The sequence below is a fragment of the Clostridium isatidis genome (genome assembly GCF_002285495.1).
In the GTDB taxonomy this organism is placed as follows: domain Bacteria; phylum Bacillota; class Clostridia; order Clostridiales; family Clostridiaceae; genus Clostridium; species Clostridium isatidis.
Map to the genome: position 1 here is coordinate 1,884,913 of NZ_CP016786.1, position 25,718 is coordinate 1,910,630.

Annotated in this window: 26 protein-coding genes; 4 read left to right on the top strand and 22 right to left on the bottom strand. The window is 29.2% G+C overall.

Annotated features, from left to right (window positions below; genetic code table 11):
* Positions 1-41: 41 nt before the first annotated feature.
* Together BEN51_RS08935 and BEN51_RS08940 are read right to left on the bottom strand one after the other, a co-directional pair.
* Entirely contained in the window at positions 42-989 is a 948-nt protein-coding gene (locus BEN51_RS08935; protein WP_119865724.1) for an SPFH domain-containing protein, read from the bottom strand.
* Positions 990-1,421: an NfeD family protein gene (locus tag BEN51_RS08940; RefSeq protein WP_119865725.1), complete on the bottom strand. Its 432-nt coding sequence runs from the start codon at positions 1,419-1,421 to the stop codon at positions 990-992. It abuts the gene before it with no gap.
* Between the two features lie 288 nt (positions 1,422-1,709).
* Between BEN51_RS08940 and BEN51_RS08945 the strand changes: the two genes are divergently transcribed.
* On the top strand, positions 1,710-3,614 hold the full coding sequence (locus tag BEN51_RS08945) for an NAD(+) synthase (protein WP_119865726.1): 1,905 nt from the start codon (positions 1,710-1,712) through the stop codon (positions 3,612-3,614).
* A gap of 169 nt (positions 3,615-3,783) precedes the next feature.
* Here BEN51_RS08945 and BEN51_RS08950 read toward each other — a convergent pair whose 3' ends face one another.
* The 3 genes from BEN51_RS08950 to BEN51_RS08960 form a co-directional block, all read right to left on the bottom strand.
* Positions 3,784-4,464 carry an HD domain-containing protein gene (locus tag BEN51_RS08950; RefSeq protein WP_119865727.1) on the bottom strand — a complete coding sequence of 227 codons (681 nt, stop codon included), beginning with the start codon at positions 4,462-4,464 and terminating at the stop codon, positions 3,784-3,786.
* Positions 4,465-4,588: 124 nt separating this feature from the next.
* Positions 4,589-5,245: a deoxynucleoside kinase gene (locus BEN51_RS08955; RefSeq protein ID WP_119865728.1), complete on the bottom strand. Its 657-nt coding sequence runs from the start codon at positions 5,243-5,245 to the stop codon at positions 4,589-4,591.
* 313 nt (positions 5,246-5,558) lie between these two features.
* Complete coding sequence (locus BEN51_RS08960) at positions 5,559-6,053, bottom strand: deoxycytidylate deaminase (RefSeq protein WP_119865729.1); 495 nt, start codon at positions 6,051-6,053, stop codon at positions 5,559-5,561.
* A gap of 200 nt (positions 6,054-6,253) precedes the next feature.
* On the opposite strand from BEN51_RS08960, the gene BEN51_RS08965 reads away from it, so the two are divergent.
* On the top strand, positions 6,254-7,027 hold the full coding sequence (locus BEN51_RS08965) for a biotin--[acetyl-CoA-carboxylase] ligase (RefSeq protein WP_119865730.1): 774 nt from the start codon (positions 6,254-6,256) through the stop codon (positions 7,025-7,027).
* Here the strand turns inward: BEN51_RS08965 and BEN51_RS08970 are convergent.
* The 12 genes from BEN51_RS08970 to BEN51_RS09025 form a co-directional block, all read right to left on the bottom strand.
* The gene (locus BEN51_RS08970) at positions 7,024-7,818 is read right to left on the bottom strand and encodes an acetyl-CoA carboxylase carboxyltransferase subunit alpha (RefSeq protein ID WP_119865731.1); all 795 of its coding nucleotides are present in this window, start codon (positions 7,816-7,818) and stop codon (positions 7,024-7,026) included. The genes BEN51_RS08965 and BEN51_RS08970 overlap by 4 nt on opposite strands.
* Positions 7,819-7,820: 2 nt before the next feature.
* On the bottom strand, positions 7,821-8,678 hold the full coding sequence (gene accD, locus BEN51_RS08975; RefSeq protein ID WP_119865732.1) for an acetyl-CoA carboxylase, carboxyltransferase subunit beta: 858 nt from the start codon (positions 8,676-8,678) through the stop codon (positions 7,821-7,823).
* Positions 8,679-8,690: 12 nt separating this feature from the next.
* A complete protein-coding gene (locus tag BEN51_RS08980; protein ID WP_119865733.1) occupies positions 8,691-10,034 on the bottom strand; it encodes an acetyl-CoA carboxylase biotin carboxylase subunit in 1,344 nt (447 codons plus the stop codon).
* Positions 10,035-10,050: 16 nt separating this feature from the next.
* Positions 10,051-10,467: a 3-hydroxyacyl-ACP dehydratase FabZ gene (gene fabZ, locus BEN51_RS08985; protein WP_119865734.1), complete on the bottom strand. Its 417-nt coding sequence runs from the start codon at positions 10,465-10,467 to the stop codon at positions 10,051-10,053.
* Between the two features lie 8 nt (positions 10,468-10,475).
* Positions 10,476-10,949: an acetyl-CoA carboxylase biotin carboxyl carrier protein gene (accB, locus tag BEN51_RS08990; protein ID WP_119865735.1), complete on the bottom strand. Its 474-nt coding sequence runs from the start codon at positions 10,947-10,949 to the stop codon at positions 10,476-10,478.
* 1 nt (position 10,950) lies between these two features.
* The gene (gene fabF / locus BEN51_RS08995) at positions 10,951-12,192 is read right to left on the bottom strand and encodes a beta-ketoacyl-ACP synthase II (protein ID WP_119865736.1); all 1,242 of its coding nucleotides are present in this window, start codon (positions 12,190-12,192) and stop codon (positions 10,951-10,953) included.
* A 15-nt stretch (positions 12,193-12,207) separates the two neighbouring features.
* The gene (gene fabG, locus BEN51_RS09000) at positions 12,208-12,951 is read right to left on the bottom strand and encodes a 3-oxoacyl-[acyl-carrier-protein] reductase (RefSeq protein ID WP_119865737.1); all 744 of its coding nucleotides are present in this window, start codon (positions 12,949-12,951) and stop codon (positions 12,208-12,210) included.
* Positions 12,951-13,895: an ACP S-malonyltransferase gene (gene fabD / locus BEN51_RS09005; RefSeq protein WP_119865738.1), complete on the bottom strand. Its 945-nt coding sequence runs from the start codon at positions 13,893-13,895 to the stop codon at positions 12,951-12,953. The genes fabG and fabD overlap by 1 nt, the downstream gene beginning before the upstream one ends.
* A 12-nt stretch (positions 13,896-13,907) precedes the next feature.
* Positions 13,908-14,834 (bottom strand): enoyl-[acyl-carrier-protein] reductase FabK, encoded by a 927-nt coding sequence (fabK, locus tag BEN51_RS09010; protein ID WP_119865739.1) that lies wholly within the window; start codon positions 14,832-14,834, stop codon positions 13,908-13,910.
* 15 nt (positions 14,835-14,849) lie between these two features.
* Positions 14,850-15,077 (bottom strand): acyl carrier protein, encoded by a 228-nt coding sequence (gene acpP / locus BEN51_RS09015; RefSeq protein WP_119865740.1) that lies wholly within the window; start codon positions 15,075-15,077, stop codon positions 14,850-14,852.
* Between the two features lie 12 nt (positions 15,078-15,089).
* Entirely contained in the window at positions 15,090-16,067 is a 978-nt protein-coding gene (locus BEN51_RS09020; protein WP_119865741.1) for a beta-ketoacyl-ACP synthase III, read from the bottom strand.
* Positions 16,068-16,183: 116 nt separating this feature from the next.
* A complete protein-coding gene (locus BEN51_RS09025) occupies positions 16,184-16,732 on the bottom strand; it encodes a biotin transporter BioY (RefSeq protein ID WP_119865742.1) in 549 nt (182 codons plus the stop codon).
* A gap of 226 nt (positions 16,733-16,958) precedes the next feature.
* Between BEN51_RS09025 and BEN51_RS09030 the strand changes: the two genes are divergently transcribed.
* Positions 16,959-18,014: an NAD(P)H-dependent flavin oxidoreductase gene (locus tag BEN51_RS09030; RefSeq protein WP_119865743.1), complete on the top strand. Its 1,056-nt coding sequence runs from the start codon at positions 16,959-16,961 to the stop codon at positions 18,012-18,014.
* Between the two features lie 556 nt (positions 18,015-18,570).
* Here the strand turns inward: BEN51_RS09030 and BEN51_RS09035 are convergent.
* From BEN51_RS09035 to BEN51_RS09050, 4 genes are all read right to left on the bottom strand, one after another.
* Entirely contained in the window at positions 18,571-19,422 is an 852-nt protein-coding gene (locus BEN51_RS09035) for an NAD(P)/FAD-dependent oxidoreductase (RefSeq protein WP_119865744.1), read from the bottom strand.
* A gap of 11 nt (positions 19,423-19,433) precedes the next feature.
* Positions 19,434-19,748, bottom strand: coding sequence for a thioredoxin (trxA, locus tag BEN51_RS09040; protein ID WP_119865745.1), 315 nt, complete (start codon positions 19,746-19,748; stop codon positions 19,434-19,436).
* 61 nt (positions 19,749-19,809) lie between these two features.
* Entirely contained in the window at positions 19,810-21,555 is a 1,746-nt protein-coding gene (locus BEN51_RS09045) for an ABC transporter ATP-binding protein (protein ID WP_119865746.1), read from the bottom strand.
* Positions 21,556-21,668: 113 nt separating this feature from the next.
* Positions 21,669-22,091, bottom strand: coding sequence for a YaaR family protein (locus tag BEN51_RS09050; RefSeq protein WP_119865747.1), 423 nt, complete (start codon positions 22,089-22,091; stop codon positions 21,669-21,671).
* Positions 22,092-22,254: 163 nt separating this feature from the next.
* Here BEN51_RS09050 and BEN51_RS09055 point away from each other — a divergent pair, with 163 nt between their 5' ends.
* Positions 22,255-24,888 carry a calcium-translocating P-type ATPase, PMCA-type gene (locus tag BEN51_RS09055; RefSeq protein ID WP_119865748.1) on the top strand — a complete coding sequence of 878 codons (2,634 nt, stop codon included), beginning with the start codon at positions 22,255-22,257 and terminating at the stop codon, positions 24,886-24,888.
* A 140-nt stretch (positions 24,889-25,028) separates the two neighbouring features.
* Here BEN51_RS09055 and BEN51_RS09060 read toward each other — a convergent pair whose 3' ends face one another.
* Positions 25,029-25,718, bottom strand: coding sequence for an amino acid ABC transporter ATP-binding protein (locus BEN51_RS09060; RefSeq protein WP_119865749.1), 690 nt, complete (start codon positions 25,716-25,718; stop codon positions 25,029-25,031).

The following is a 25,718-nucleotide window of genomic DNA, read 5'->3' on the forward strand; positions in this document are numbered from 1 at the left end:
ATAAAAATAAATTGCTACTATTTTATTAATATTTTTTTCTTTTATTTTTTATCTTTTAACATATCCCCAATAGCAGCTATGCTTCCTAAAGAAGATAAAGTTTCATTTGGAAGTATAAGTTTGTTAGCAGGATTATTAGCCATTTCTTTTAATGCTTCAACCTGTTTTAAAGCAATAACAGTTTCATTTGTACCAGATTCTATGATTGCTTTATTTACTTTTCTAATGGCTTCTGCTTCTGCAATTGCTATTTGCTCTATAGCTTTTGCCTTACCTTCAGCTTCTAATAATTGAGATTCCTTTAAACCTTCTGCCCTTCTAATATTGGCTTCTTTTTCTGCTTCAGCTTCAAGAATTTTGGCTCTTTTTTCACCTTCAGCCTTTTCTATTTGTGACTGTCTTAACCCTTCTGCTTGAAGTATCATAGCTCTCTTATCTCTTTCAGCCTTCATTTGCTTTTCCATGGCATCTTGAATTTCCGCTGGAGGTATAATATTTTTTATTTCTACTGATAAGATTTTTATTCCATAAGCATCGGTTACTTCATCTATTATACTTAAAAGATCTTGGTTTATTCTATCTCTTCCAGATAAAACTTCATCTAATGTCATATTACCTATAATATTTCTCATATTAGTTGTTGCAGAATAAATAATACCAGATCTATAATCTTCTATATTATAAACTGCATCTTTTGCGTTAAGCAATTTATAGAAAATAACATTGTCAACTGAAATTCTAACATTATCCTTTGTAATAACAGTTTGAGGCTGTACATCTAAAATTTGTTGTTTTGTAGAAACTTTTTTTCTTACAAAGTCAACAAAAGGAATTAAGACGTGCCATCCTGGTTCTAAAGTTTTATAATATTGTCCGAATCTTTCCACTACATATAGGTATCCTGTATTAACAATTTTAATTGAAGATAATATTATTATTAATACTAATAATATTACAAATCCTAAAATAATAGTTTTAATTAAATCCATTTAATTTTCCCCCTCTTTTTTAACAATTAATTTTATTCCTTCTATAGATATTATTTTAAATTTTTCTCCAGCTTTAATTTCATCCCCAATGTTCTTTATTCCCCAATAAATACCTTCTAATTTTATTCTTCCTTCTTCCTTTATATCTTCTTCTGCTTCTTTAACTACTCCAATGTACTTTTCTTCCATTAATGGTAATCTTTCCACTTTCTTCTTTAGACTCTTTCGTGTTAAAGGATAGCCAATAGCTACTGTTATTAAATTTACTATCAGAAATATTATAATCTGCGTTCCTACTGTTGCATTAAAAATTTCTGATATCATAGCAGCAATGGCTCCTAGGGCAAAGAATGAAAATAAGAAATTACTTGTAGTAATATCTATTATTACTACTAGTGCTGCAATTATAATCCATATAATTATTGATGCCACACATTTACCTCCTTTTTGTTATTTTTATAGATATTTACTTTATAATATAGATTTATAATTTTCTATGCCTTTATTATATCAGGTTAATTACCTTTTTACAATATATTTTTTATCTTTTTAAGAGTTTTTTTATACCTTTTTTCATCAAGCTTTATTATCGTTGATTTTCTAACAAATTCCTTTTATCATTAAATTATATATTTCTTACTATTTTATAATGAATTATATTTATAATTATTGTTATAATAAATTTTATAAGAAAACTAATGAATGATTGGAGAGATTTTCATGGATTTTATAAAAGTTGCTGCTGCATGTCCAATTACGAAGGTAGCAGATGTAAATTATAATTTAAAAAATATCTTTATCTGCTTAGATAAAGCCAAAAAGGAAGATGCTAAACTAATAGTTTTTCCTGAATTAGCAATCACATCTTACACTTGCGGAGACCTATTTTTACAATCTTCCTTATTAGACAAGTCCCAAAAAGCAATAAAAGAACTTGTTATAAAAAGCTCAAAATATGATATGTTAATTGCTATAGGTGCTCCACTACTTTATAATAATTCCTTATATAATTGCGCTTATATAATATTTAACGGTAAAATACTTGGAATTGTCCCTAAATCCTTTATTCCAAATTATAGTGAATTTTATGAAAAGCGTTGGTTTACTGAAGGATTTGGATTAATTGATCAGACTGTTGATTTTGATTATCAAAAAGATATTCCTTTTGGAACTAATCTAATATTTACTTCTGAAGAGTGTAAATTCGCCTTTGAAGTTTGTGAGGATCTTTGGGTAACTGTACCTCCAAGCTCATATCTATCACTTTTAGGAGCAAATATTATAGGAAATCTTTCTGCTTCTAATGAATTAGTAAGTAAGAAGGATTACAGGAATTCTCTTATATCTAACCAAAGCGCAAGATGCATGTCTTCATATATATATGCTTCTGCTGGGGTACACGAATCAACAACTGATATGTTATTTAGCGGACATCTGCTTATTTCAGAAAATGGTGCTATTTTAAAAGAAAATGAAAGATTTCAAAGAGATAATGAGCTTATTTATTCTATTATAGATGTCTATAAATTAAATAGTGAAAGACTTAAAAATATTAGTTTTAGAGATTCTTCTAAGTTTGTTCCTTTTAAAGGTAAATATATAAAATTTACTTTTAATGATAAAACTATTAATAATTTTGATAGGTACATAGATAAATCTCCTTTTGTTCCTTCTAATAAAAAGTTAAGAGAAGAAAGATGTAAGGAAATATTTAATATACAAGCTTCAGCCCTTGCAAAACGAATGGAACACATTAGACTTAAAAAAGCAGTTATAGGTATTTCTGGCGGCCTAGATTCCACTCTGGCTTTACTAGTTATAGTAAAAGCTTTTAAACTACTTAATTTAGATAATAAAAATATTATAGCTATTACGATGCCAGGCTTTGGTACTACTGATAGAACTTATAATAACGCCTTAAATTTATGCACCGAACTTGGATGTGATTTAAGAGAAATCAATATTGTAGCAGCTTCACTGCAGCATTTTAAGGATATTGGTCATGATAAAGATATTCATGATGTTACATATGAAAATGTTCAGGCAAGGGAAAGAACACAAATTTTAATGGATATAGCAAATAAAGAAGGGGGACTTCTTGTTGGTACAGGAGATTTATCAGAATTAGCTTTAGGATGGTGTACTTATAACGGAGATCATATGAGCATGTATTCTGTTAATCCGTCTATTCCAAAAACCCTTGTAAGATATTTAGTTAGATATGTGGCAGAAAAGGAAGCAACTGCAACGGTTTCAGAAACTCTTTTAGATATATTAGATACTCCTGTAAGTCCAGAATTACTTCCAAAAAGTGATACTGGTGAAATAGTTCAAAAAACAGAGGATATAGTTGGACCTTATGAACTTCATGACTTCTTCTTATATCATTTTATAAAGAATGGTTCCTCAAAGGAAAGAATTAAATTTTTGGCAATCCATGCCTTTAAAAATGACTATAGTGAAGAAGAAATTGATAAATGGCTAGATAAATTCATTTATAGATTCTTTACCCAACAATTTAAGAGAAGTGCTATACCAGATGGACCAAAGGTGGGTTCAATCTCCTTAAGCCCTCGTGGTGATTGGAGAATGCCATCTGATGCTTCTTTTAATTCATTTAAGTAATAAAGCGCGAATATAAAGCCTAGTTAACAGGATAGCTCAATAAGCGAATAACTGTGGAAAGTATTACTAGGTTCAAAAAACAACTATGCCGAGAGTTTTGTTTAAACTAACTGTGTTCAAGCAAATAAACAACTCTAAGGCATAGTTGTTTTTTCTTCACCAAATACTTCTAAATGCTCACTATAATCTTATATATTTCTTTAAATTCTTTTTCATTTTTTAATATTTCTTGGGCCTTTAAATATGGCTTCATTATAGCTTCTCGACTTTCTTCCAAATAGAATTTTGCATAACCACCCTCTCCATACTTTCCTCTTAAGTGATTATACACTCTCTTATATATTTCTTCTTCATTATTATCATTAAAATTCTTTTTTGAAAAATTATAGCATCTCTCTATCATATCGTTAATATCTGTTGTCCTATCAGCGTCTGAAATTATATATCCATATATAGTTCTTGGCTCATTAACATTAGATGCCCTATGATCTTCACACGCTTCTCCCATAATGATAATTTCCTCTTCGTTGAACCATTTTCTAAGCTCTTTATCAGTTATCAAAATATTTTTTGAATGTTTTTCATGAGTTTTACGTTCTACAATCATACCAATATCATGGTAAACAGCTATAGTTAATATCATATTTTTATTTACATCAAAGTAATTTGATAATTTAATAGAGGAATCTATTACTTTCGCAATATGATTTATTCCATGTCCCTTATCTAAAGAATTATATTTTATCAATATATTTTCAAATAAATAATCCAATAATTCTTTATTTACCTCTTTTTCTATAATTATATAAACTTCATCACTTACTATTTTTCTTAAAATTTCTTTATACATAAAATTTACCCCACTTTAGCATTTTTTTATATAAATTATATCTAAAAATAACAGCTAAGCTAGATTTATTAGCTTAGCTAAAAATCTCTCTTAACTGTATTTTTTAAATTATGTATTAAATATATTATTCAGCTTGTCTTACTTCTTTTAATTTTGCTTCAACTAACTCTATAAGTCTTATTCTATCTTCTTCTCTATTTACAACATCCATCTTGTCCATATCTATAATAAGGACATCTGATGCCTTATAACAGTTATTAACCCAATCATCGTAATCCTTCCATAAGAAGTAATAATAATCTCTTAAACTATCATCAATTTCAAATTCTCTTCCTCTTAAAGCAATTCTTTTTAATACTGTTTCAAAAGATCCCTTTAAATATATCATTATATCAGGTGATTTTTTAGGCAATTCATCTAATTCTTCTAACATATTATCTAGTAAACCTTCGTATATACTCATTTCTAAATCACTTATTCTACCTAAGTCTTGATTCTTCTTTGCAAAATACCAATCTTCATAAATAGATCTATCTAATACATTATTATCATTTACTAATGCTTCTTTAATACTTTTAAATCTTGTATTTAAGAAATATAATTGTAATAAAAATGGATATCTATTTTTAAGAACTTCCTCTTCATCAGAACTATAAAACAATGGTAGAATTGGGTTCCCTTCTACACTCTCATAGAAAACATCTGAATTAAAGTGCTTACCTAATATTTCTGCAACAGAACTTTTTCCTAATCCAATCATGCCACCAACAACTATCAACATACTTCACCTATCCTTTATTATTTAAACAATATTGTACATAAAAAATATATCTTTTTTATATTACCTAATAATATATTTATTTTCAAGACTTGACATAAGAAATAACAACACAATATATTGTTTAAAAGTTCCGTCTCCCCCCTATCTTTAGTGTTTATCATCATATAAATATCTTTTATCTCTTTTTTGTCTTACAACTTTACCTATATTGACTTCTAAAAAATACTTATTTAAATACTTTAATAAAATAATATTAAAAATAAAAAGACTAAGATTTTAAATTCCTCTTAGTCCTTTAGCAATTTAATTATTATTAAATATCATTTATATCAAAAGATATATTTATATTTTTTAACTTAGGTTCTAATTTTGTCATTTTTACTCCAGCAGCCTTAAACATTCTTTTAGATGCTTTAACAGGAGCAGTATCTGCATATTTATCAGATAAATAAATTACTTCTTTAATGCCGGCTTGTATTATTGCTTTTGCACATTCATTGCATGGAAATAAAGCTACATAAATTTTTGCTCCATGTAAATAAGAACCTCTGCTATTTAAAATAGCATTAAGTTCAGCATGGACTACATAAGGATATTTTGTTTCCAAAGCGTCTCCTTCCCTATCCCATGGGAACTCATCATCAGAGCAGCCTATTGGCAATCCATTATAACCCTGACTCAATATTTTATTATCATTATCTACTATACAGGCACCAACTTGAGTACTAGGATCCTTACTTCTCTTACCTGCTAATATAGCAACCCCCATAAAGTATTCATCCCATGATATATAATCGGTTCTTTTCAAATATTATCCCCCCAATTTTATTACAACTTTAATATATATTTTAGAAAGCTTTGATAATATCAGTATCTTAATTGATATTATAACTAAAAACACTTCTTATTAAAATGAATTTTTATAATGTTTTATTATTTTCTAAAATATAGACAAAAAATTAATATATGCTTAAAATATTAGTAGTAATGTAAAGGCTTGGTGATAATATGAAATTAGAATTTAATAGATTATTTCCTAGTATTAATTTTATTTTTTTTGATGAAATAGACTCTACTAATAATTATTGCAAATATATAGCTGAACAAGGTTTTTCTAAAACAACTGTTATAGTAAGCGATGCTCAAACAGCTGGTAGGGGTACAAAAGGTAGAAACTTTTATTCTCCAAAAGGAACAGGCCTTTGGTTTTCAATCTTATTAAAACCTTCTATCCCCATAAATGAATTAAGTTTTTTAACCTTATTAACTTCTGTAGCTTTAAATGATACCTTAAAAGCCTTCTCTATAAATACAGCTATAAAATGGCCAAATGATATTATACTTAATGATAGAAAACTTTCTGGTATATTAATTGAATCTAAAATTAATAATAATAAATTATTAGAATATGTTATAATCGGAATTGGTATAAATGTAAATTTAAACAAAGAAGATTTTAGTGATGAATTAAAAGAAAAAGCCATTTCTCTTAAAATAGCAACTGGTAAAGAATATGATAGATATAAAATATTAAAATTATTTATTTTTAATTTTGAAAATTATTTTAATAAATTTATAGATGGAAATAAAAAGTTTATTTTAAATAAATATAAGGCTAACTCCTTTGTATTAAACAAAAAAGTTAACCTTAAATATAAGGATAAAACAAAGATTGTTATTCCTATCGATATTTTAGAAGATGGAGCTTTACTTGTAAAAGATCAAAATAGTAATATAGAAAAAATTGTATCTGGTGAAATTTCTCTTAGAGTTTTATTCTAAGAGAATTTCCTAAATCTTTTATATCTTTCTTCTAAAAGCTCCTCTTTTGTTTTACTTTCTAGTATTTTTAACTCCTTAATTAATTCTTCTTTTATAGATGCTGCAACTAAATTTATATTTTTATGAGCTCCACCCTTCGGTTCCTTTATTATTTTTTCTATTACACCTTTTTCTAAAAGCTCATAAGATGTAATTCCCATAATTTCTGCAACCTCTTGAGACTTTGAAGGATCTTTAAATAAAATGGATGCAAAACCTTCTGGAGAAAGAATGGAATAAACTGAATTTTCAAGCATCCAAACTCTATCACCACAAGCTAAAGCTAATGCACCACCACTTCCACCTTCTCCTATTATTATTGAAATTATAGGAACTTTTATTCTTGCCATTTCAATTAAATTTCTTGCAATAGCTTCTCCCTGTCCTCTTTCTTCTGCTTCAACGCCACAATAAGCTCCAGATGTATTAATAAAGCATATAATAGGCCTATTAAATTTTTCTGCCTGCTTCATTAATCGCAATGCTTTCCTATACCCATCAGGATTTGGACAGCCAAAGTTTCTTTCAATATTTTCTTTAAGATTTTTTCCTTTTTGTATTCCTATTACAGTTACCGGCTTAGTATTTAAGGTAGCTATACCCCCTACAATAGATTTATCGTCTCTAAAATACCTATCTCCATGTAACTCAAAGAAATTTGAAAATATTTTTCCTATATAATCAAGTGTAGTTGGTCTTTCTATCATTCTTGCTATTGTTAATCTATCCCAAGCTTTTACCTTTTTAACCACAACTACACCTCCTTACTTTTATGAAGTTTTAATAAAGTTGAAAGAACCGTTTTTAAATCTTTTCTTTCTATAATATTATCCACAAAGCCATGCTCAAGTAAAAACTCTGCACTTTGAAAATCTTCTGGAAGCTTTTCCTTTATAGTTCCCTCTATTACTCTTCTTCCTGCAAAACCTATTAAAGCCTTTGGCTCAGAAAGAATAATATCTCCAAGCATTGCAAAACTTGCTGTAACTCCACCAGTAGTTGGATCAGTTAAAACTGATATATATAATAATCCTTCTTCATTATGCTTAGCTAAAGCACTACTTATTTTAGCCATCTGCATTAAAGATAATATTCCTTCCTGCATTCTAGCCCCACCAGAAGCTGTAAAAATAATTATTGGCAGCTTTCTCCTTGTAGATTCTTCTACTGCTAAAGTAATTTTTTCTCCTACAACCGTACCCATACTTCCCATTAGAAAGTTTGAGTCCATAACTGCAATAATTGCTCTATTTCCTCCAATTTCACATTCACCAGTTACAACTGCTTCCATGTTTCCACTCTTTTCTTGATTAGCTTTAATTTTTTCTTCATAGTTTGGAAAATTCATTGGATTCTTTGTTGCCATATCTTTATTAAATTCTTTAAAGCTTCCCTTATCACAAATTAAAGCTAATCTTTCGTAACTTCCTAACCTAAAATAATGATTGCAATTAGTGCATACATTAAGGTTTTCTTCTAAAGACTTTTTATATAAAATTTTCCCGCACTTATTACATTTTACCCAAGAACCTTCTGGTACTACTGGTATATCTTTTTCTTCCTCTTTAGGTAAATTTATTACACCATATTGTTTTTTCTTGAAAATCTGCATAACTTTCACCAACTATAAATTATATTCTTTGCTTATAAAACTAGTATCATAGTTTCCTAAGCGAAATTTTTCATTATTTAATATTTCAATTTGAAACTCTATATTACTTTCAATTCCATCAACAACAAATTCCTCTAATGCTCTAAGCATTTTATTAACAGCCTCATTTCTAGTCTTACCATAGGTTATTAATTTGGCAATCATAGAATCATAAGTTGGAGGTATTACATACCCCTGATAAACAGCCGTATCTACCCTTATTCCATTACCTCCAGGTAAATTTAACAAATTAATTTTTCCCGGTGATGGAATAAATCCCTTATAAGGATTTTCAGCATTAATTCTACATTCAATGGCATGCCCCTTAATTTCAATATCCTCTTGTGCTACAGATAATCTTCCTCCATTTGCAATATTTATCTGTTCTTTTACAATATCAATAGAAGTAACCATTTCTGTTATAGGATGTTCAACTTGAATTCTTGTATTCATTTCCATGAAATAAAAATTATTATATTTGTCTACTAAAAATTCAATCGTTCCTGCATTTATATAGTTAACAGCTTTAGCTGCATTAATAGCTACTCTTCCCATTTCTCTTCTTAACTCTTCATTTAATATAGGTGAAGGAGCTTCTTCTAAAACCTTTTGATTTTTTCTTTGAATAGTACAATCTCTCTCTCCAAGATGAATAATATTTCCAAACTCATCACCTAAAATTTGAAACTCTATATGACGTGGATTTTCTATAAATTTTTCAATGTATATTGAATCATCCCCAAAGTTTGTTTTTGCTTCTGATTTTGCAGTAAAAAATGCTTTTTCTAATTCATCTTCATTATTGACTATTCTTATACCTTTACCGCCTCCGCCTAAAGCAGCTTTTATCATTACAGGATAACCAATTTTTTTAGCCTCCTTATATGCATCATCAATAGATTTAATAACACCATCACTTCCTGGAATTACAGGAACATCTGCATTCTTCATTATTTCTCTTGCTCTTGCTTTATCTCCCATGAGGCTTATTGTTTCGCTTTTAGGACCTATAAACTTAATATTACATTCCTCACAAATAGCTGCAAATTCATCATTTTCAGATAAAAAACCAAAACCGGGATGAATCGCATTACATTTTGTTATTACTGCTGCACTTATAATATTACTTATATTTAAGTATGAATCTTTTGATTTAGGCTTACCAACACAAATAGCTTCATCTGCAAGCTGAGTATGCAAAGCATCCTTATCAGCTTCTGAGTAAATAGCAACAGTTTTTATTCCTAATTCTTTACAAGCTCTAATAATTCTTACAGCTATTTCCCCTCTATTAGCTATTAAAACCTTTCTAATCATAAAAACACCTCTTTTACTATCCAACCATAAAGGTTAATTCTGCTTCGCAAGCCTTTTTACCATCTACATAAGCAATCCCTTTTCCAACTCCAGCACGACCTTTTATTTTAATAAGTTCAACTTCCAACTTTAAAGTATCTCCAGGCTTAACAACTTTTCTAAATTTAGCATTATTAATTCCACCGAAATAAGCAATTTTCCCTTTGAATTCCTCTCTCTTTAATAGTACAACTGCTCCAGCCTGAGCAAGAGCTTCAACTATTAAAACTCCAGGCATAACAGGTTCTTCTGGAAAATGTCCTTGAAAAAAGTATTCATTTATTGTTACATTTTTAACTGCTACTATTTTATTTTCCTCAATACTTTCAACCTTATCTAATAATAGAAAAGGATATCTGTGAGGAATAATCTCCATAATTTCTTTTATATCCATATTTATACCTACCTTATTTTAAATAATTCCATTCCATACTCAATTATGTCTTCATCTCTTCTTAAAATTTCTACTATTTCACCATCATAATCAGAAGTTATCTCATTCATTATTTTCATTGCTTCTACTATACAAAGAACATCACCTTTTTTAACTTTGCTTCCAACTTCTACATATGGTTTCTCTCCTGGAGCTGGAGAAGAATAGTAGGTTCCCACTAAAGGTGATTTTACAACTTTTAAATTTTCTTCCTTTTTACTATCTATTTTAATATCTTCTTTTGTCTCTTCTTTATTAATACTTGCACCAGGAATGCTTTCATAATTTTCTATTTCTTCTTTAATTTCTTTAACGCTTTCCTTGAAAGTTTCATTATTTTTACTAAGTCTTAATTTAGTTCCTTGAAGCTCTAATTCGAACACTCTAAGAGAAGAAGCATCTATTGATTTAATCAGCTCTTGTATTTGATCATAATTCAACATATTATCTTCCCCTCCACTTTTTAACTATAATTGTTCCATTATGTCCACCAAAGCCCAAAGAATTTGACATGGCATAATCTATTTCCACTTCTTTACCAACATTAGCTACAATATTTAAATCACATTCTTCGTCATGATTTACATAATTTATATTTGCTGGTACAAAATTGTCTTGTAAAGCCTTTATGCAAATTATTGCTTCTATTGCTCCTGCAGCTCCTAGTAAATGACCTGTCATAGATTTAGTAGAACTTACTAATACCTCTTTTGCATAATCACCTAAAGCTTTTTTAATTGCTAATGTTTCAACTTTATCATTTATTTTTGTTGATGTTCCATGAGCATTTAAATAACCAATATCCTTTGCTTCTATATTTGCATCTCTAATTGCATCTCTCATAGCTCTATATGCTCCCTCTCCATCAGATGCAGGTGCAGTCATATGATATGCATCACAAGTTGTTCCATAACCTACAACTTCTGCATATATTTTGGCTCCTCTTGTTAGCGCACTTTCTAAATCTTCTAAAATTATAGCTCCAGCACCTTCTCCCATAACAAATCCATTTCTATCTTTATCAAATGGTATAGATGCTCTATTAGGATCTTCACTTTTACTTAAAGCTGTTAAAGATTGAAAGGCTCCTATTCCAAATTCACATATAGAAGCTTCAGATCCTCCTACAATTGCACGATCTAAATATCCATCTTTTATGCTTCTATAAGCTTCTCCTATACAATGAGTTGAGGTTGCACATGCAGTAGTAACACTTAGACAGCTGCCTAAAAGTCCAAATTCTATAGCAATGCTTCCTGCAGCCATGTTAGATATTGATTGAGGAATAGTTAATGGTGCAATTCTATTTGGTCCTTTAACTTCTAATGTTCTAATTTGGTTTTCCATAGTAATTAATCCACCGATACCAGATCCAAAAATTACTCCAAATCTTTCTTTATCTACCTTTTCTAATTCTATTCCACTATCTTTCATACATTCCTTAGCTGCTACTAATGCCAATTGAGTGTATCTGTCTATTCTTTTAGCTTCTTTCTTTCCTAGAATTTCTTCTGGATTAAAATCTTTTACTTCAGCTGCTACTTTTACTTTAAAATTCTCTGTGTTAAATAATGTTATTTTATCTATTCCATTTTTACCTTCTTTTGCTGCATTCCAAAAACTCTCAACAGTATTACCTATTGGAGTTACAGCTCCTAATCCCGTTATAACTACTCTTCTTTTCATAACTCCCTCTCCTTATTAAAGCATAACCATTCCGCCATCAACATTTATAACTTGACCTGTAATATAGTCAGATAAATTTGATGCTAAGAATAATGCTAAATTAGCTACATCCTTTGGTTCACCCATTTTTTTCATAGGGATACTCTTTAATACCTCTTCTTTTATTTTATCTGGCAAAACCTTGGTCATATCTGTATCAATATAACCAGGTGCTATACAGTTAACATTAATATTTCTTAAAGCTAATTCCCTAGCGGCTGATTTTGAGAAACCTATTATTCCTGCTTTGGAAGCAGCATAATTACATTGTCCTGCATTTCCTGCTATACCAACTACAGAAGCAATATTTATTATTTTTCCATATCTTTGTTTTATCATTACCGATGAAACAGCCTTAGTCGTATTAAATGTTCCCTTTAAATTTATGTCAATAACATCATTAAAGTCTTTTTCACTCATACGAATAAGAAGTCCATCTTTAGTTATACCAGCATTGTTTACTAAAATATCTATAGTACCAAAAGCTTCTTTTACTTCCTTAACAAAGTTATTAACTTCTTCTGAATTGCTTACATCACATTTTGATGCAAGAACTTTTGCTCCAAGGCTTTTTAATTCTTCAACTAATTTTTCAACTTCTTCAGTATAATTTCTATAATTTATTGCAATATTAGCACCGTTTTGCGCTAATGTTCTTGCAATTTCTCTTCCTATTCCTCTAGTTCCACCTGTAATTATGGCATTTTTATTTTCAACCATTATAAACCTATCCCTTCCAAAGTTTTATTTAAAGATTTCAAATCTTCAACATTAAAAACTTTAACTTTAATTCCCTTTTCTCTACTAATTTCTTTTACAAAACTGCTTAATACTCTCCCTGGTCCAAGCTCTATAAAAGTATCAACCCCTATTTCAAACATCTTTTCAATTGTTTCACTCCATCTAACAGATGATTTCACCTGCTTAAAAAGAAGGGGTTTAATCTCATTAGCATCATTTATAAAATCTGCTGTTACATTAGATATAATTTGAATATTAGGTTTATTAAAATTAATATTTTCTAACTCTTCTTTAAGTTTAATTGAAGCATCATCAAGTAATGATGTATGAAAAGGCCCTGATACTTTTAACTCAATCGCTCTTTTAGCACCAGCCTCTAAACATAATTCTCTTGCTAAATCAACAGCTTCTTTTTCTCCTCCAATTACAATTTGATTATTGGTATTGTAATTAGAAATTTCTACTACTCCTTTTTCTCTTGCTTTCTCTAAAGCAAGTTTTATTTTTTCTAAAGGTAAACCTATTACAGCAACCATAGAGCCAACTCCAATTGGAACTGCCTCCTGCATATATCTTCCTCTCTTTTTAACTAATGAAACAGCTTCTTCAAAACTTAAAGCTTTTGAAGCTACTAATGCTGAATATTCACCAAGACTTAAGCCAGCAACAACATCTGCTTTTATACCTTTTTCTTCAAGAGCTTCTTTAGCTGCTATTGAAGTGATTAATACAGCTGGTTGAGTATTTTCTGTAATATCTAATTGCTCTTTTTCTCCACAAAATATCAGATCTTTTATATCAAATCCTAGAATATCATTTGCTTTATCAAATACTTCTTTAGATTTTGAAATATTATCGTATAATTCTTTTCCCATTCCTATATATTGAGAGCCTTGCCCTGCAAAAATAAATGCTGTTTTCATATTTCCTCCTAATTAAAGGTTCTTTCTTAAAGTTTCATATTCTGCAAACATTTCTTCTATAATTTCCTTACAGCTTTGTCTTTCTTTAATCATTCCTGCAATTTGACCAGCCATAAGTGATCCATTTTCAACATCTCCATCTTTTACAGCTTTTCTAAGAGCTCCTCTTGCCAATTCTTCTAATTCTTCCACCTTAGCATTCTTGCCCTCAAGTTTTAAGTACTCTCTTGCAAGTTGATTTTTAATAACTTGAACCGGATGACCTGTACTTCTTCCAGTTACAACTGTATCTATATCATTAGCTTTTATTACTGCTTCCTTATAGTTATCATGGATAGTACATTCATGAGCAACTAAAAATCTTGTTCCTACCTGAATACCACTTGCCCCTAAGGCGAAAGCAGCAGTTGCTCCTCTTCCGTCAGCAATTCCTCCAGCTGCTATTACTGGAATATTGACAGCATCAACAACTTGAGGTACTAAAACCATTGTTGTTAGTTTTCCTATATGGCCTCCAGCCTCACAACCTTCAGCAACTATTGCATCTGCTCCTGCTCGTTCCATTCTTTTTGCTAACGCAACTGATGCAACAACTGGTATAACCTTTATTCCTGCTTCTTTCCATTTAGAAATATACTTTCCTGGATTTCCTGCACCAGTTGTAACAACCTTAACTCCTTCTTCAATTACAATATCAGATAAAGCATCAGCATTATCTGAAAGCAGCATAATATTTACACCAAAAGGCTTATCTGTTAATTCCTTTGCCTTCCTTATTTCTTCTCTTATTACTTCTGCAGGGGCACTAGCTCCTGCTATTATTCCAAGACCACCTGCATTTGAGACAGCAGCAGCAAGGGAGCTGTCGGCAACCCATGCCATTCCCCCTTGAAGTATTGGATATTTTATATTTAATAAATTACAAATTCTATTATTCATAAGAATTACCCCGCTTTATTCCCCTTTTGCACTTTCTATATATTTAACTGCATCACCTACAGTTTTAATATTTTCTGGATTTTCCACACTAATGCCAAAAGCATCTTCAAATTCCATTACCAATTGAAATAAATCTAATGAATCCACTCCTAAATCGTCTATAAAACTTGTTTCTAAATTAATATCTTCCTCATTAACACCTAATTGATCTACTATAATTTCCTTAATTTTTTCTAATACCATTTTAAAATCCTCCTAAAGTTTAATTAATGCTCCAGCCCAGGTTAATCCTCCACCGAAGGCTGCCAATATTATTTTATCTCCTCTTTTTATTAATCCTTTTTCTAAAAGTTCACTTAAAGCTATTGGAACACTTGCTCCTGATGTATTCCCATATTTATCCACATTAACATAAAATTTATCATCTTTTACTCTAAGTCTTCTAGAAGCTTCACTTATTATTCTATAATTTGCTTGATGAGGAACAATATATTTAATATTTTCAATGCTCTCACCAGCCTTTTCTAGCAATTCATTAACTATACTTGGCAGTACTGTTACTGCAAACCTAAATACTTCACGGCCATTCATAGTCATATACATATTTTCAGCCATAGCTTCTTTTGCAAAAGGTGTATTAAGTTCTAGCTCTCCAGCTACCAAACTAGTTTCTCCTTGTTTTCCATCAGCATAAAAACATGTACTTATTATTCCATCTTCCTCATCAGAAACTTCAAGTATTGCAGCACCAGCTCCATCTCCAAATAATACACAGGTACTTCTGTCACTCCAATCTATAATTTTAGATAATGTTTCTGCTCCAATTACTAAAGCTCTTTTTTTATCTGTTGCTTTTAACAAACTAGATGCTGTAAGTATGGAATATACGAACCCTGAACAAGCTGCTGATAAATCAAAAGCAGCAGCATTATTGCACCCTAAAAGCCCCTGAACACTACAAGCTGTAGACGGCATCATTCTATCTGGTGAAATTGTTGATACTATTATTAAATCAATATCCTCACTGCTTAAATTACAATTTTTTAATGCTTCTAATGCAGCTTTATATGCTAATTCAACAGTTCCTTCACCATTAGATATTCTTCTTTCCTTTATGCCAGTTCTTTTTATTATCCAATCATCACTTGTATCTACTATATTTTCTAAGTCTTTATTGGTAACAATGTTTTCAGGACAGTAATGGCCAAAACCAACTATTCTTACTCCCTTCATTTAACTCCTCTTTTCAAAACTTATTACTTAATAATGGTCTTAACAAATATTTTTATTTTCAAAATTTCACATTCAAATATCTTTATAATCAAAGTTTTATTTTATATAAAACCTCTTTAAGCTACTCTTATGTTAATTTTAGAAGCTATATTAACGCCTACTACTGTTGTAATTAATGATTTAATTATATCTCCAGGCAAAGTAATAAAGCATCCATAATATATAGCTAAATTAATAGGCATGTTAGTTCCTAAATAGAAGTTATTAATGAAATAAAAATATGGAACTCCTATAAGATAAATTACTATTATGCCTGCTATATTTGCCAAAAAAACATTCTTAAGATCTTTTTTGTTTTTTTCAGCTATCTTCCCGATTATATATGCCGAAAATATAAGTCCAACTAAATAACCAAAGGTAGGTTCCAAAATATATTGAGGACCTCCCCCTTTTGTAAATACAGGTAATCCTATAAGTCCTATTGAAACATAAATAATTTGCGATAAAGCACCCTTCTTAGCTCCTAATAAAATCCCGCTTATACTACAAAAGAAAAATTGAAGAGTAAAAGGAACAAAAGGGATTGGAATTCTAATAAATGCTCCAACAGCTGTTAATGCTGCAAAAACTGAAATTAATACCTTATCGCTTACTTTTAAATTCAATATATCACCTCCATACAAATACTTTGATTGTCAAAGTAAGCTTATTATAAAGTAAGACCATAATAATATTATTTTTTTAATTTGTCAACATTCAATATCCTTTTTTTGTTATTGAGTTTTTATTAAAACTAGATTATACTATTGATAATATTTTGATTATCAAAGTATTTATCTGAACATATTTTGATAATCAAATTAAATTTCATCTGATAAAAGGAGTTTAATTATGAAGATAAAACCATTAATAATCGGAGATTTAGTAGCTAAAATCCCAATAATTCAAGGAGGGATGGGGGTTGGTGTATCTCTATCTAATCTTGCTGGAAGCGTTGCAAAACATGGTGCTATTGGTGTAATTTCTGCAGCGCATCCAGGATACTTGGAAGAGGATTTCGAGAAAAATACCCTTGAAGCAAATCTTCGCGGTCTATATAAACATATAAAAAGAGCGAAAGAAATCAGTTCCAAAGGAATAATTGGTGTTAATATTATGGTTGCAATAAACAACTATGCAGAGCATGTTAAAGCTGCCATTGCTGCTGGTGCAGACTTAATAATATCTGGTGCTGGTCTTCCATTAAAATTACCTGAAATTACAAAAGGAAGTGCAATTAAAATAGCCCCTATTGTTTCCTCTAGAAAAGCCGTAAAAGTGATTTTAAACTACTGGAAAAAACATTCAAATAGAACCGCTGATGCAGTAATTATAGAAGGCCCCAATGCAGGAGGACACCTTGGATTTAATACTAATAATATTGAAAAGGAAATAAATAATTTTGATAATAATATTTTAGATATTATAGATGAAATTAAACTTTTCGAAAAAGAGTTTAATACTAAAATACCTGTAATAGTTGCAGGGGGAGTATTTAATCATGAAGATGTACTAAAATATTTAAATCTTGGAGCAAATGGAGTTCAAGTGGCTACAAAGTTTGTAGCCACAGAAGAATGTGATGCTCATCCTAATTTTAAAGAAGCTTATATAAAATGCAAGAAAGATGATATTAAACTTACTGTAAGTCCTGTTGGAATGCCGGGAAGGGCTATTAAAAATAAATTTTTAGAAAAGCTCGAAAAAGAAAGAATAAAAATAAGTAAATGTTACAACTGCTTAATTCCATGTAATCCTTCTTCTACACCATATTGCATCACTTCTGCCCTCATTAATGCTGTGAAAGGCGATTTAGATAATGGATTAATTTTCTGTGGAAGTAATGCATATAAGATAAATAAAATATCTACTGTTAAAGAAGTTATAGATGAACTTATGGGAGAATAAATTAATAAAAGATTAATATAAGTTTAATAATTTATTAATAAAAATAAAAGTAAATCACAAATTATTCCTTGTGATTTACTTTTTATTTTAATGTTATTTTTAAATTTATCACCCTAAAAACTATATTAAAAAACATTGTAAACCCTTATAATTGAATTATTGGTAAATTTTAAGACATCTAAATACCTTACTTTGAAAAAAGCCAATTAATAGAATCAAAATAAGACTATTTTTAGGACAAACTTATTATACTTTAAAGAAATATTTATATTTGTACTTTTCCAAAAAAATATTTCTAACCAAGCCTATCAATTAAAACTCTAATTCAAGGAAGATAGATTATTTGATGAATGGAGATCACAAGGGACATGTAATTATAAATACAAAGTATATGAAAAAGAACATTCCTTTACTCCTAGATTTTATGGACAATGTATCATCCATACTTAAAAAACTTACATACTCTGTATTAAAGAATATATTAGATTAAAATCTAAACATAATTAAAAGGACCCCATATATGAGCCCTTTTAAACTTCTATATTTATTATATGAATTATTCAATTAAATTAAGATATTTTACAGCGCTTAATGCTGCTATATTACCTTCTCCTGCTGCTTTAATATATTGGTATGGCTTTCCTATACAGTCTCCTGCCGCAAAACAGCCAGATATATTAGTTTCCATTTGCCTATTAACCGCTATATGATTCCCTTCAATTTTTAAGCCTGGCATTAATTCTGAAGGTGATAAAGAATCTCTTATTATGAAAATTCCGTCAGTTTCTATTTCAGAAGCTTTTAAAATTAACTTTTTAACCTTTAATTCTCCTGATATTTTTATTGGTTCATCTTTAATAATATCTATACTGCTATTTAAATCAAAATTTCCTTTATACATTGGAACATAATAAACCTTTTTGGCTAGTTCACATACAAAGTTAGCTTCCTCTTCTGCTTCCTCATTATAAGCTATAATTGTTACAGTCTTTCCTTTATAAAGAGGTGCATCACAAGTTGCACAATAGCCAACACCTTTACCTAAATATTCTTTTTCCCCCTCAAGGTACTTGCCATATTCTACTCCTGTTGCTAAGATAACAGTTTTTGCTTCATAAACTTTTTCATTTACCATAACTGCAAAATAATTACCCATAGCATAAACATTATTTACTCTCTCTTCTGTAATTTGAATCTCCATCTCATTTATATGTTCTTCAAACTTACTTCTAATTTCCTTACCGCTTATTCCATAAAAACCCAAATAGTTATTCACTTTAGGAGCTTTATCTAATTTATTACTTAAATTCTTATTTCCAAAAATCTTAAAGCTTTTGTTTCTTATTTTGGCATTTATAGCAGCCGATAATCCAGCTGGGCCACTACCAATTATTATAATATCGTACATTTTATCTTACCTTATAAATTCTTTTTAATTTTTTCTATTAATACTTCTTTGGGAGTAAATCCAACTAATTTATCTAAAAAATTTCCATCTTTAAAAATAAGTAAAGTTGGAATACTTAAAATATCATATTGGTCTGCTAAAGCTCCATTTTGATCTACATCTACTTTAGTAAAGCTTACTTCCTTGAATTCTTCAGATACACTTTCTAATACAGGAGCCATCATTTTACAGGGTCCACACCAATTTGCCCAAAAGTCAACTACAACTAATCCGTTATTTTTTAATACTTCAGTTTCAAAATCTTTAGCATTTAAATCTTTGATCATAATTTCCTCCCTATTTCTATACCCCAGTATGGTATTTTAATTATATTTTATTAATATTTAATTATGCAGTCAATATTTCTTCTTTATCTTCTATTGATAAATTTTTAAATTGAGATTGATATAATTTCTTATATATTCCATTATTAGCTAGTAAACTTTCATGATTTCCTCTTTCTTGTATTCCTTCTGAAGTTAATACAATTATTTCATCTGCATTCTTAATAGTTGATAATCGATGAGCAACAACAATTGTCGTTCTTCCATGACAAAGTTCCTCTAAAGCTTTCTGTATCATATACTCTGTAGCATTATCTAAAGCTGAAGTAGCTTCATCTAATATTAGTATTGGTGGATTTTTTAAGAATACTCTAGCAATTGAAATTCTTTGCTTTTGCCCACCTGATAATTTAACTCCTCTTTCACCAATATATGTATCATATCCATTAGGAAGACTCATTATAAAATCATGAATATTTGCTTTTTTAGCAGCCTCAATTACTTCTTTATCAGTTGCATTATGATTGCCATATAATATGTTTTCTTTTATTGTACCAGTAAATAAAAAAACATCTTGTTGAACTATTCCTATATTTCTTCTTAAAGACTCTAATGTAACATCATAGATACTTGTACCATCTATTAATATATCTCCTTCTGCTACATCATAAAACCTTGGTATTAAATTACAGAAAGTCGATTTACCGCCCCCTGATGGTCCAACTAAAGCAAGCATTTTACCCTTTTCTACTTTCAAATTTAATCCATCTAAAACTAACTTATCTTCATAACTGAAACTTACATTATTAAATTCTATTTTTCCTTCAATATTCTTTAATTCAATACTATTTTCTTTTTCTTTTTCAGCTTCTTCACTAATTATTGATAAAAATCTTCTAAATCCTGTCATACCATTTTGGTATTGCTCCATAAAACTTACTAACTTTTTAATTGGCTCAGTAAATAATTTAATATATAGTAAATAGGCAAAAAAATCTCCTAAATTAATTAGATCAAAATAAGTAAAAACTCCACCTGCAATAAGTACAATATAATCCAGAACATTTATACCGAAACCTACACCAGATCCATACTGTGCCATAACCTTATAAGCCCTAGCCCTTGCTTTCTTAAATTTCTCATTTCCTTCTTTAAACTTTATTAATTCATGAGAATGAGCTGTAAAAGCTTTTGTAACCCTAATACCTGCTAGTGAATTTTCCAGATTTGAATTTACTTCTGAAGTCTCAACTCTTGTTTCCATAAATGCATCATGCATTCTATTTTTTTGTTTCATGCTAAAATAAACAATAAAAGGAATAAAAGCAAAAATTAATACTGTTAATGGTATATTTATTGTACAAAGAATAATAAAAGATCCTATAATCATTACTAAAGAAATAAATAAGTCCTCTGGGCCATGATGAGCGAGTTCAGATACATCCATTAAATCATTTATCATTCTACTCATTAAATCACCAGTTTTATTATTATCAAAATATGAATTAGGAAGTTTTTGTAAATGTAAGAACATATCATTCCTCATGTCTCCTTGCATCTTAACTCCCATAACATGACCATAATATTGCATAAAATAATTGCATGCAGCTTTTATTAAATATATTGCCATTAATGAAATAGCAAATACTATTAACATTCTAATATTCTTATTGGGAATACTATCATTTACTAAAGTTCTTGTCATCATTGGATAAACAAGATCACAAACTGATGCTGTTAAAGCTACAGTCATATCAAAGAAAAATAACTTTTTATAGGGTTTATAATAACTTATAAACTTTTTTAACATTTTGTCCCTCCTTATAGCGATTAGCAATTAATAATAACTCTCAATATCATTTATTATTACATTATAAACTAAAAAAAATAAAATAACAACTGTTATACAATTGTTACTTTAATTTATCGATATATATCTACAATTAGCCCTTGAATTTCATCAATAGAAGCTGCAATATTTAAATTTTCTACTTCTCCATTTAATAAGGCTGCTGTTAATTCTTCTAATTTTTGATCTATTGTTTCAACAGTTATAAAATATTGAGTTTGCCAAAAGCTAACATCCTTTTTAGTATCATACATAAATTTTAAAATTGATTCAAGATATTCTTTTATTAACTTTTTATATGCAATAACATCCCCATAAGTTTTAGTTATTACTAATCTATTTCCCCTCTTATGAATATCATCAATCATCTTTCTTAATTCTTCTTCAGATTTTCTTTGCTTTGCTTGATTAAAACTTTGAGAAAAATCTTTTCTTTCTGATATAACTTTTCTTTCTGCCTTTATTGGTTCTTTTCTATTTATCCTTCCTACTTCCATTATATCACCCTTCCTATAAATATATTATATCATTAAATCTTAATTCCTTTAATCAATTTTTATCTCCTTTTTTTCCCATGTATTATTCATTATTATTTTATCTATCATATATTATATATAAGGGTTTTTTATACTCTTTTATTATTAATATGGAGGTATTTAAATGTGGTTTAACGAAGAAGCAAAAGAAATAGAAAAAAAATTATCTACAAATATTATAAATGGTCTCTCAAAAGAAGAAGCAGAAAAAAGGTTACTAGAAAATGGTCCAAATAAACTAAAAGGAAAAAAGAAAAAATCAATGTTCATGCTATTATTTGAACAAATAAATGATCCAATGATTTATATTCTATTAGTTGCAGCTATTATATCTGCAATCCTGGGCGAAGTTAGTGATGCACTAATTATTCTTTTAGTTATTATTATAAATGCTGTTATTGGAGTTGTCCAAGAATCAAAGGCAGAAAAAGCATTAGAAGCATTAAAGAATCTTTCTACTCCAAAGGCTGTTGTAAAAAGAGATGGAGAAATATTTGAAATTGATTCTTCTGATTTAGTTATTGGTGATATTGTTGTAATAGATGCAGGTAGATATATTCCTGCTGATATAAGATTAGTTGAAGCCGCCAATTTAAAGATCGAAGAATCAGCTTTTACAGGTGAATCTGTACCTGTTGAAAAACATGCTAACATAATTAATGAGGGAGATAGCCTTCATGTTGCAGAACAAGCTAATATGGCTTTTATGTCCACATTATCTACCTACGGAAGAGGAATAGGAATAGTTATTGCTACTGGGATGGATACTCAAATTGGTAAAATAGCAAAGATGTTGGATACAGAGGAAGATAATACTACCCCACTTCAAAAAAAGTTAGCCAAGCTTGGTAAAACTTTAGGTTTTTTAGCTGTAGGAATTTCAATACTTATGTTTATTGTTTCAATGTTTCAAGGACGAGATTTCCTTACTATGTTTATGACATCCATAAGCCTTGCTGTTGCAGCTATACCTGAAGGATTACCTGCAATAGTTGCTATCGTACTTGCTCTAGGTGTACAAAGAATGGCTAAGCAAAATGCTATTATTAGAAAGTTACCTTCTGTTGAAACCTTAGGTTCAGTAAATATTATTTGTTCTGATAAAACTGGAACATTGACAATTAATAAAATGACAGTAAAAAAATATTTTGTAAATAATAAAATTAAAAGCTTAGAAGAAATAGATAAAGAAAATCCTGAAAGTAAATTATTAATAGAAGGTATGGTTCTTTGTAGTGATGCAACTTCAAAAGAGGGTGTTCAAACTGGTGATCCTACCGAAATTGCTTTGGTAGATGTTGGAAATAAAGTTGGAATATTTAAAGATGATTTATTAGAAGAACATAAAAGAGTAAATGAAATCCCTTTTGATTCTGATAGAAAATTAATGACAACAGTAAATAAATATGGTAATAAATTTAATGTGTTTACTAAAGGTGCAATTGATAATATATTAAAAATTTCAAATAAAATATTAATTAATAGAGAAATTAAAGAATTATCTCAAGAAGAAAAAGATAAAATACTAAAAGCTTCAGATTCCTTATCTGATGAAGCTCTTAGAGTAATTGCTTTAGGATATAAAATAATTGATAGTGAAAATGTAACAATAGATTCTTTAGAAAAGGACTTAATTTTTATTGGTTTTATGGGAATGATTGATCCTCCTAGAGAGGAAGTAAAAGCTTCTATAGAAATAAGTAAAAAAGCTGGAATTCGAACTGTAATGATAACTGGTGATCATAAAAATACTGCTATTGCAATTGCAAAAGAGCTTGGTATAGCTAATGATATTTCCCAGGCAATGTCTGGCGCTGAAATTGATACTTATAATGATGAAGATTTTACAAAGATAGTAAACAATTATCGTGTATTTGCTAGAGTATCTCCTGAGCACAAAGTAAAAATTGTAAAAGCCTTTAAAGCTCATGGGAACATTGTTTCCATGACTGGTGATGGCGTAAATGATGCTCCATCCCTTCAAGCTGCTGATATCGGTGTAGCAATGGGAATAACTGGAACTGATGTTGCTAAAGGTGCTGCAGATATGATACTTACAGATGACAATTTTACAACTATTGTTAATGCTGTTGAAGAAGGAAGAAATATTTTTACAAATATAAAAAAATCAATACTATTCCTTTTAAGCTGTAATCTAGGTGAAATAGTTGCTTTATTCGTTGCTATTTTATTTAATTTAGATACACCTTTATTACCTATTCATCTTTTATGGGTTAACTTAATCACAGATAGTTTCCCAGCTTTATCTTTAGGCGTTGATCCTGGTGATAAAGGAGTTATGAATAAAGCTCCTAGAAATCCTAATGAAAGTCTTTTTGCTGGAAGATCTGGATTAATGGTTGTAATAAACGGCCTTCTTATTGGAGCTACTACCTTATTTGCCTTCTTATATAGCGAGCACCTTTATCCTGAATCATTAAGACATGCTCAAACCATGGCCTTTGTAGTACTTAGTGTATCTCAATTATTCTTTTCACTAAGTATGAGAAATGAAACTAGATCAATAATTCAAGTTGGATTATTAAAAAATACTTGGCTTATAGGAGCTATAGTATTTGGAATAGCCCTACAGTATTCAATAATAACAATTCCATTTACAGCCAAATTATTTAAAGTATACTCATTAACGATAAAAGACTGGTTAATAGTAATTTTAATTTCATTAATACCTCTAATAATTAATGAAATATTAAAAATATTTTATAGAATCTCTGAAGAAAAAACTACAAGTTCTTAATAAAAAAAGTGCTGCTACAACTATAAGGTAACAGCACTTTTTATTAAAGTTATGTGCCAGTATTTTATTGATAATCATGTAATCTTAAGAATAAAATACTTAATAACAACATTGACTTAATATACTGCCTAAATCAAAAATTATAAATTAGCTTTAAAAGTATTCCCTTCTAATAACTCTCCTTCTTTCATTGAATATATTTTATCTGCAACTTTTTCTGCAAAATCCATATCATGGGTTATTATAAGCATAGTCATACCTTTTTGAGCTAAGCGCTTAATTAATTTTGCTACTTCACCTGTTAATGCTGGGTCTAAAGCTGAAGTTGGTTCATCAAAACACATAAGTTTAGGATTTAAGGCTAAAGCTCTTCCTATGGCTACTCTCTGTTTTTGCCCACCTGACAGCTCACAAGGATAGCTATTTATTTTATCTTCTAAATCTAAAAATCTTAATATCTCTTTAGCCTTTTCTATTGCTTCTTGATCTGATAAATTTAAAACCCTTTTAGGAGCTTCAATTAAATTTTCAATAACATTCATATGAGGAAATAAATTAAAATTTTGAAATACAAGCCCAATATCTTTTCTTATTTCTTTTAATTCTTGTTTCTTCTTATAAAGTCCATTTTTGCATAGAATTTTTGAATTTATTTCTATTGAACCCTCATCACAATTATCTAAAGCATTAACACATCTTAGTAAAGTTGTTTTACCACTACCTGAAGGGCCAACAATAACAGCGATTTCTCCCTTATTTATCTCTAACATTACATTTTTTAATACTTCTTTATTTCCAAAGTTCTTTTTTAATCCTATAACTTTAAGCAT

Coding starts and splice junctions, on each gene's coding strand:
- BEN51_RS08935 (WP_119865724.1), bottom strand. CDS start 989: ATGGATTTAATTAAAACTATTATTTTAGGATTTGTAATATTATTAGTA.
- BEN51_RS08945 (WP_119865726.1), top strand. CDS start 1,710: ATGGATTTTATAAAAGTTGCTGCTGCATGTCCAATTACGAAGGTAGCA.
- BEN51_RS08950 (WP_119865727.1), bottom strand. CDS start 4,464: ATGTATAAAGAAATTTTAAGAAAAATAGTAAGTGATGAAGTTTATATA.
- BEN51_RS08955 (WP_119865728.1), bottom strand. CDS start 5,245: ATGTTGATAGTTGTTGGTGGCATGATTGGATTAGGAAAAAGTTCTGTT.
- BEN51_RS08965 (WP_119865730.1), top strand. CDS start 6,254: ATGAAATTAGAATTTAATAGATTATTTCCTAGTATTAATTTTATTTTT.
- accD (WP_119865732.1), bottom strand. CDS start 8,678: ATGCAGATTTTCAAGAAAAAACAATATGGTGTAATAAATTTACCTAAA.
- BEN51_RS08980 (WP_119865733.1), bottom strand. CDS start 10,034: ATGATTAGAAAGGTTTTAATAGCTAATAGAGGGGAAATAGCTGTAAGA.
- fabZ (WP_119865734.1), bottom strand. CDS start 10,467: ATGGATATAAAAGAAATTATGGAGATTATTCCTCACAGATATCCTTTT.
- accB (WP_119865735.1), bottom strand. CDS start 10,949: ATGTTGAATTATGATCAAATACAAGAGCTGATTAAATCAATAGATGCT.
- fabF (WP_119865736.1), bottom strand. CDS start 12,192: ATGAAAAGAAGAGTAGTTATAACGGGATTAGGAGCTGTAACTCCAATA.
- fabG (WP_119865737.1), bottom strand. CDS start 12,951: ATGGTTGAAAATAAAAATGCCATAATTACAGGTGGAACTAGAGGAATA.
- fabD (WP_119865738.1), bottom strand. CDS start 13,895: ATGAAAACAGCATTTATTTTTGCAGGGCAAGGCTCTCAATATATAGGA.
- fabK (WP_119865739.1), bottom strand. CDS start 14,834: ATGAATAATAGAATTTGTAATTTATTAAATATAAAATATCCAATACTT.
- acpP (WP_119865740.1), bottom strand. CDS start 15,077: ATGGTATTAGAAAAAATTAAGGAAATTATAGTAGATCAATTAGGTGTT.
- BEN51_RS09020 (WP_119865741.1), bottom strand. CDS start 16,067: ATGAAGGGAGTAAGAATAGTTGGTTTTGGCCATTACTGTCCTGAAAAC.
- BEN51_RS09030 (WP_119865743.1), top strand. CDS start 16,959: ATGAAGATAAAACCATTAATAATCGGAGATTTAGTAGCTAAAATCCCA.
- BEN51_RS09035 (WP_119865744.1), bottom strand. CDS start 19,422: ATGTACGATATTATAATAATTGGTAGTGGCCCAGCTGGATTATCGGCT.
- trxA (WP_119865745.1), bottom strand. CDS start 19,748: ATGATCAAAGATTTAAATGCTAAAGATTTTGAAACTGAAGTATTAAAA.
- BEN51_RS09045 (WP_119865746.1), bottom strand. CDS start 21,555: ATGTTAAAAAAGTTTATAAGTTATTATAAACCCTATAAAAAGTTATTT.
- BEN51_RS09050 (WP_119865747.1), bottom strand. CDS start 22,091: ATGGAAGTAGGAAGGATAAATAGAAAAGAACCAATAAAGGCAGAAAGA.
- BEN51_RS09055 (WP_119865748.1), top strand. CDS start 22,255: ATGTGGTTTAACGAAGAAGCAAAAGAAATAGAAAAAAAATTATCTACA.
- BEN51_RS09060 (WP_119865749.1), bottom strand. CDS start 25,718: ATGCTTAAAGTTATAGGATTAAAAAAGAACTTTGGAAATAAAGAAGTA.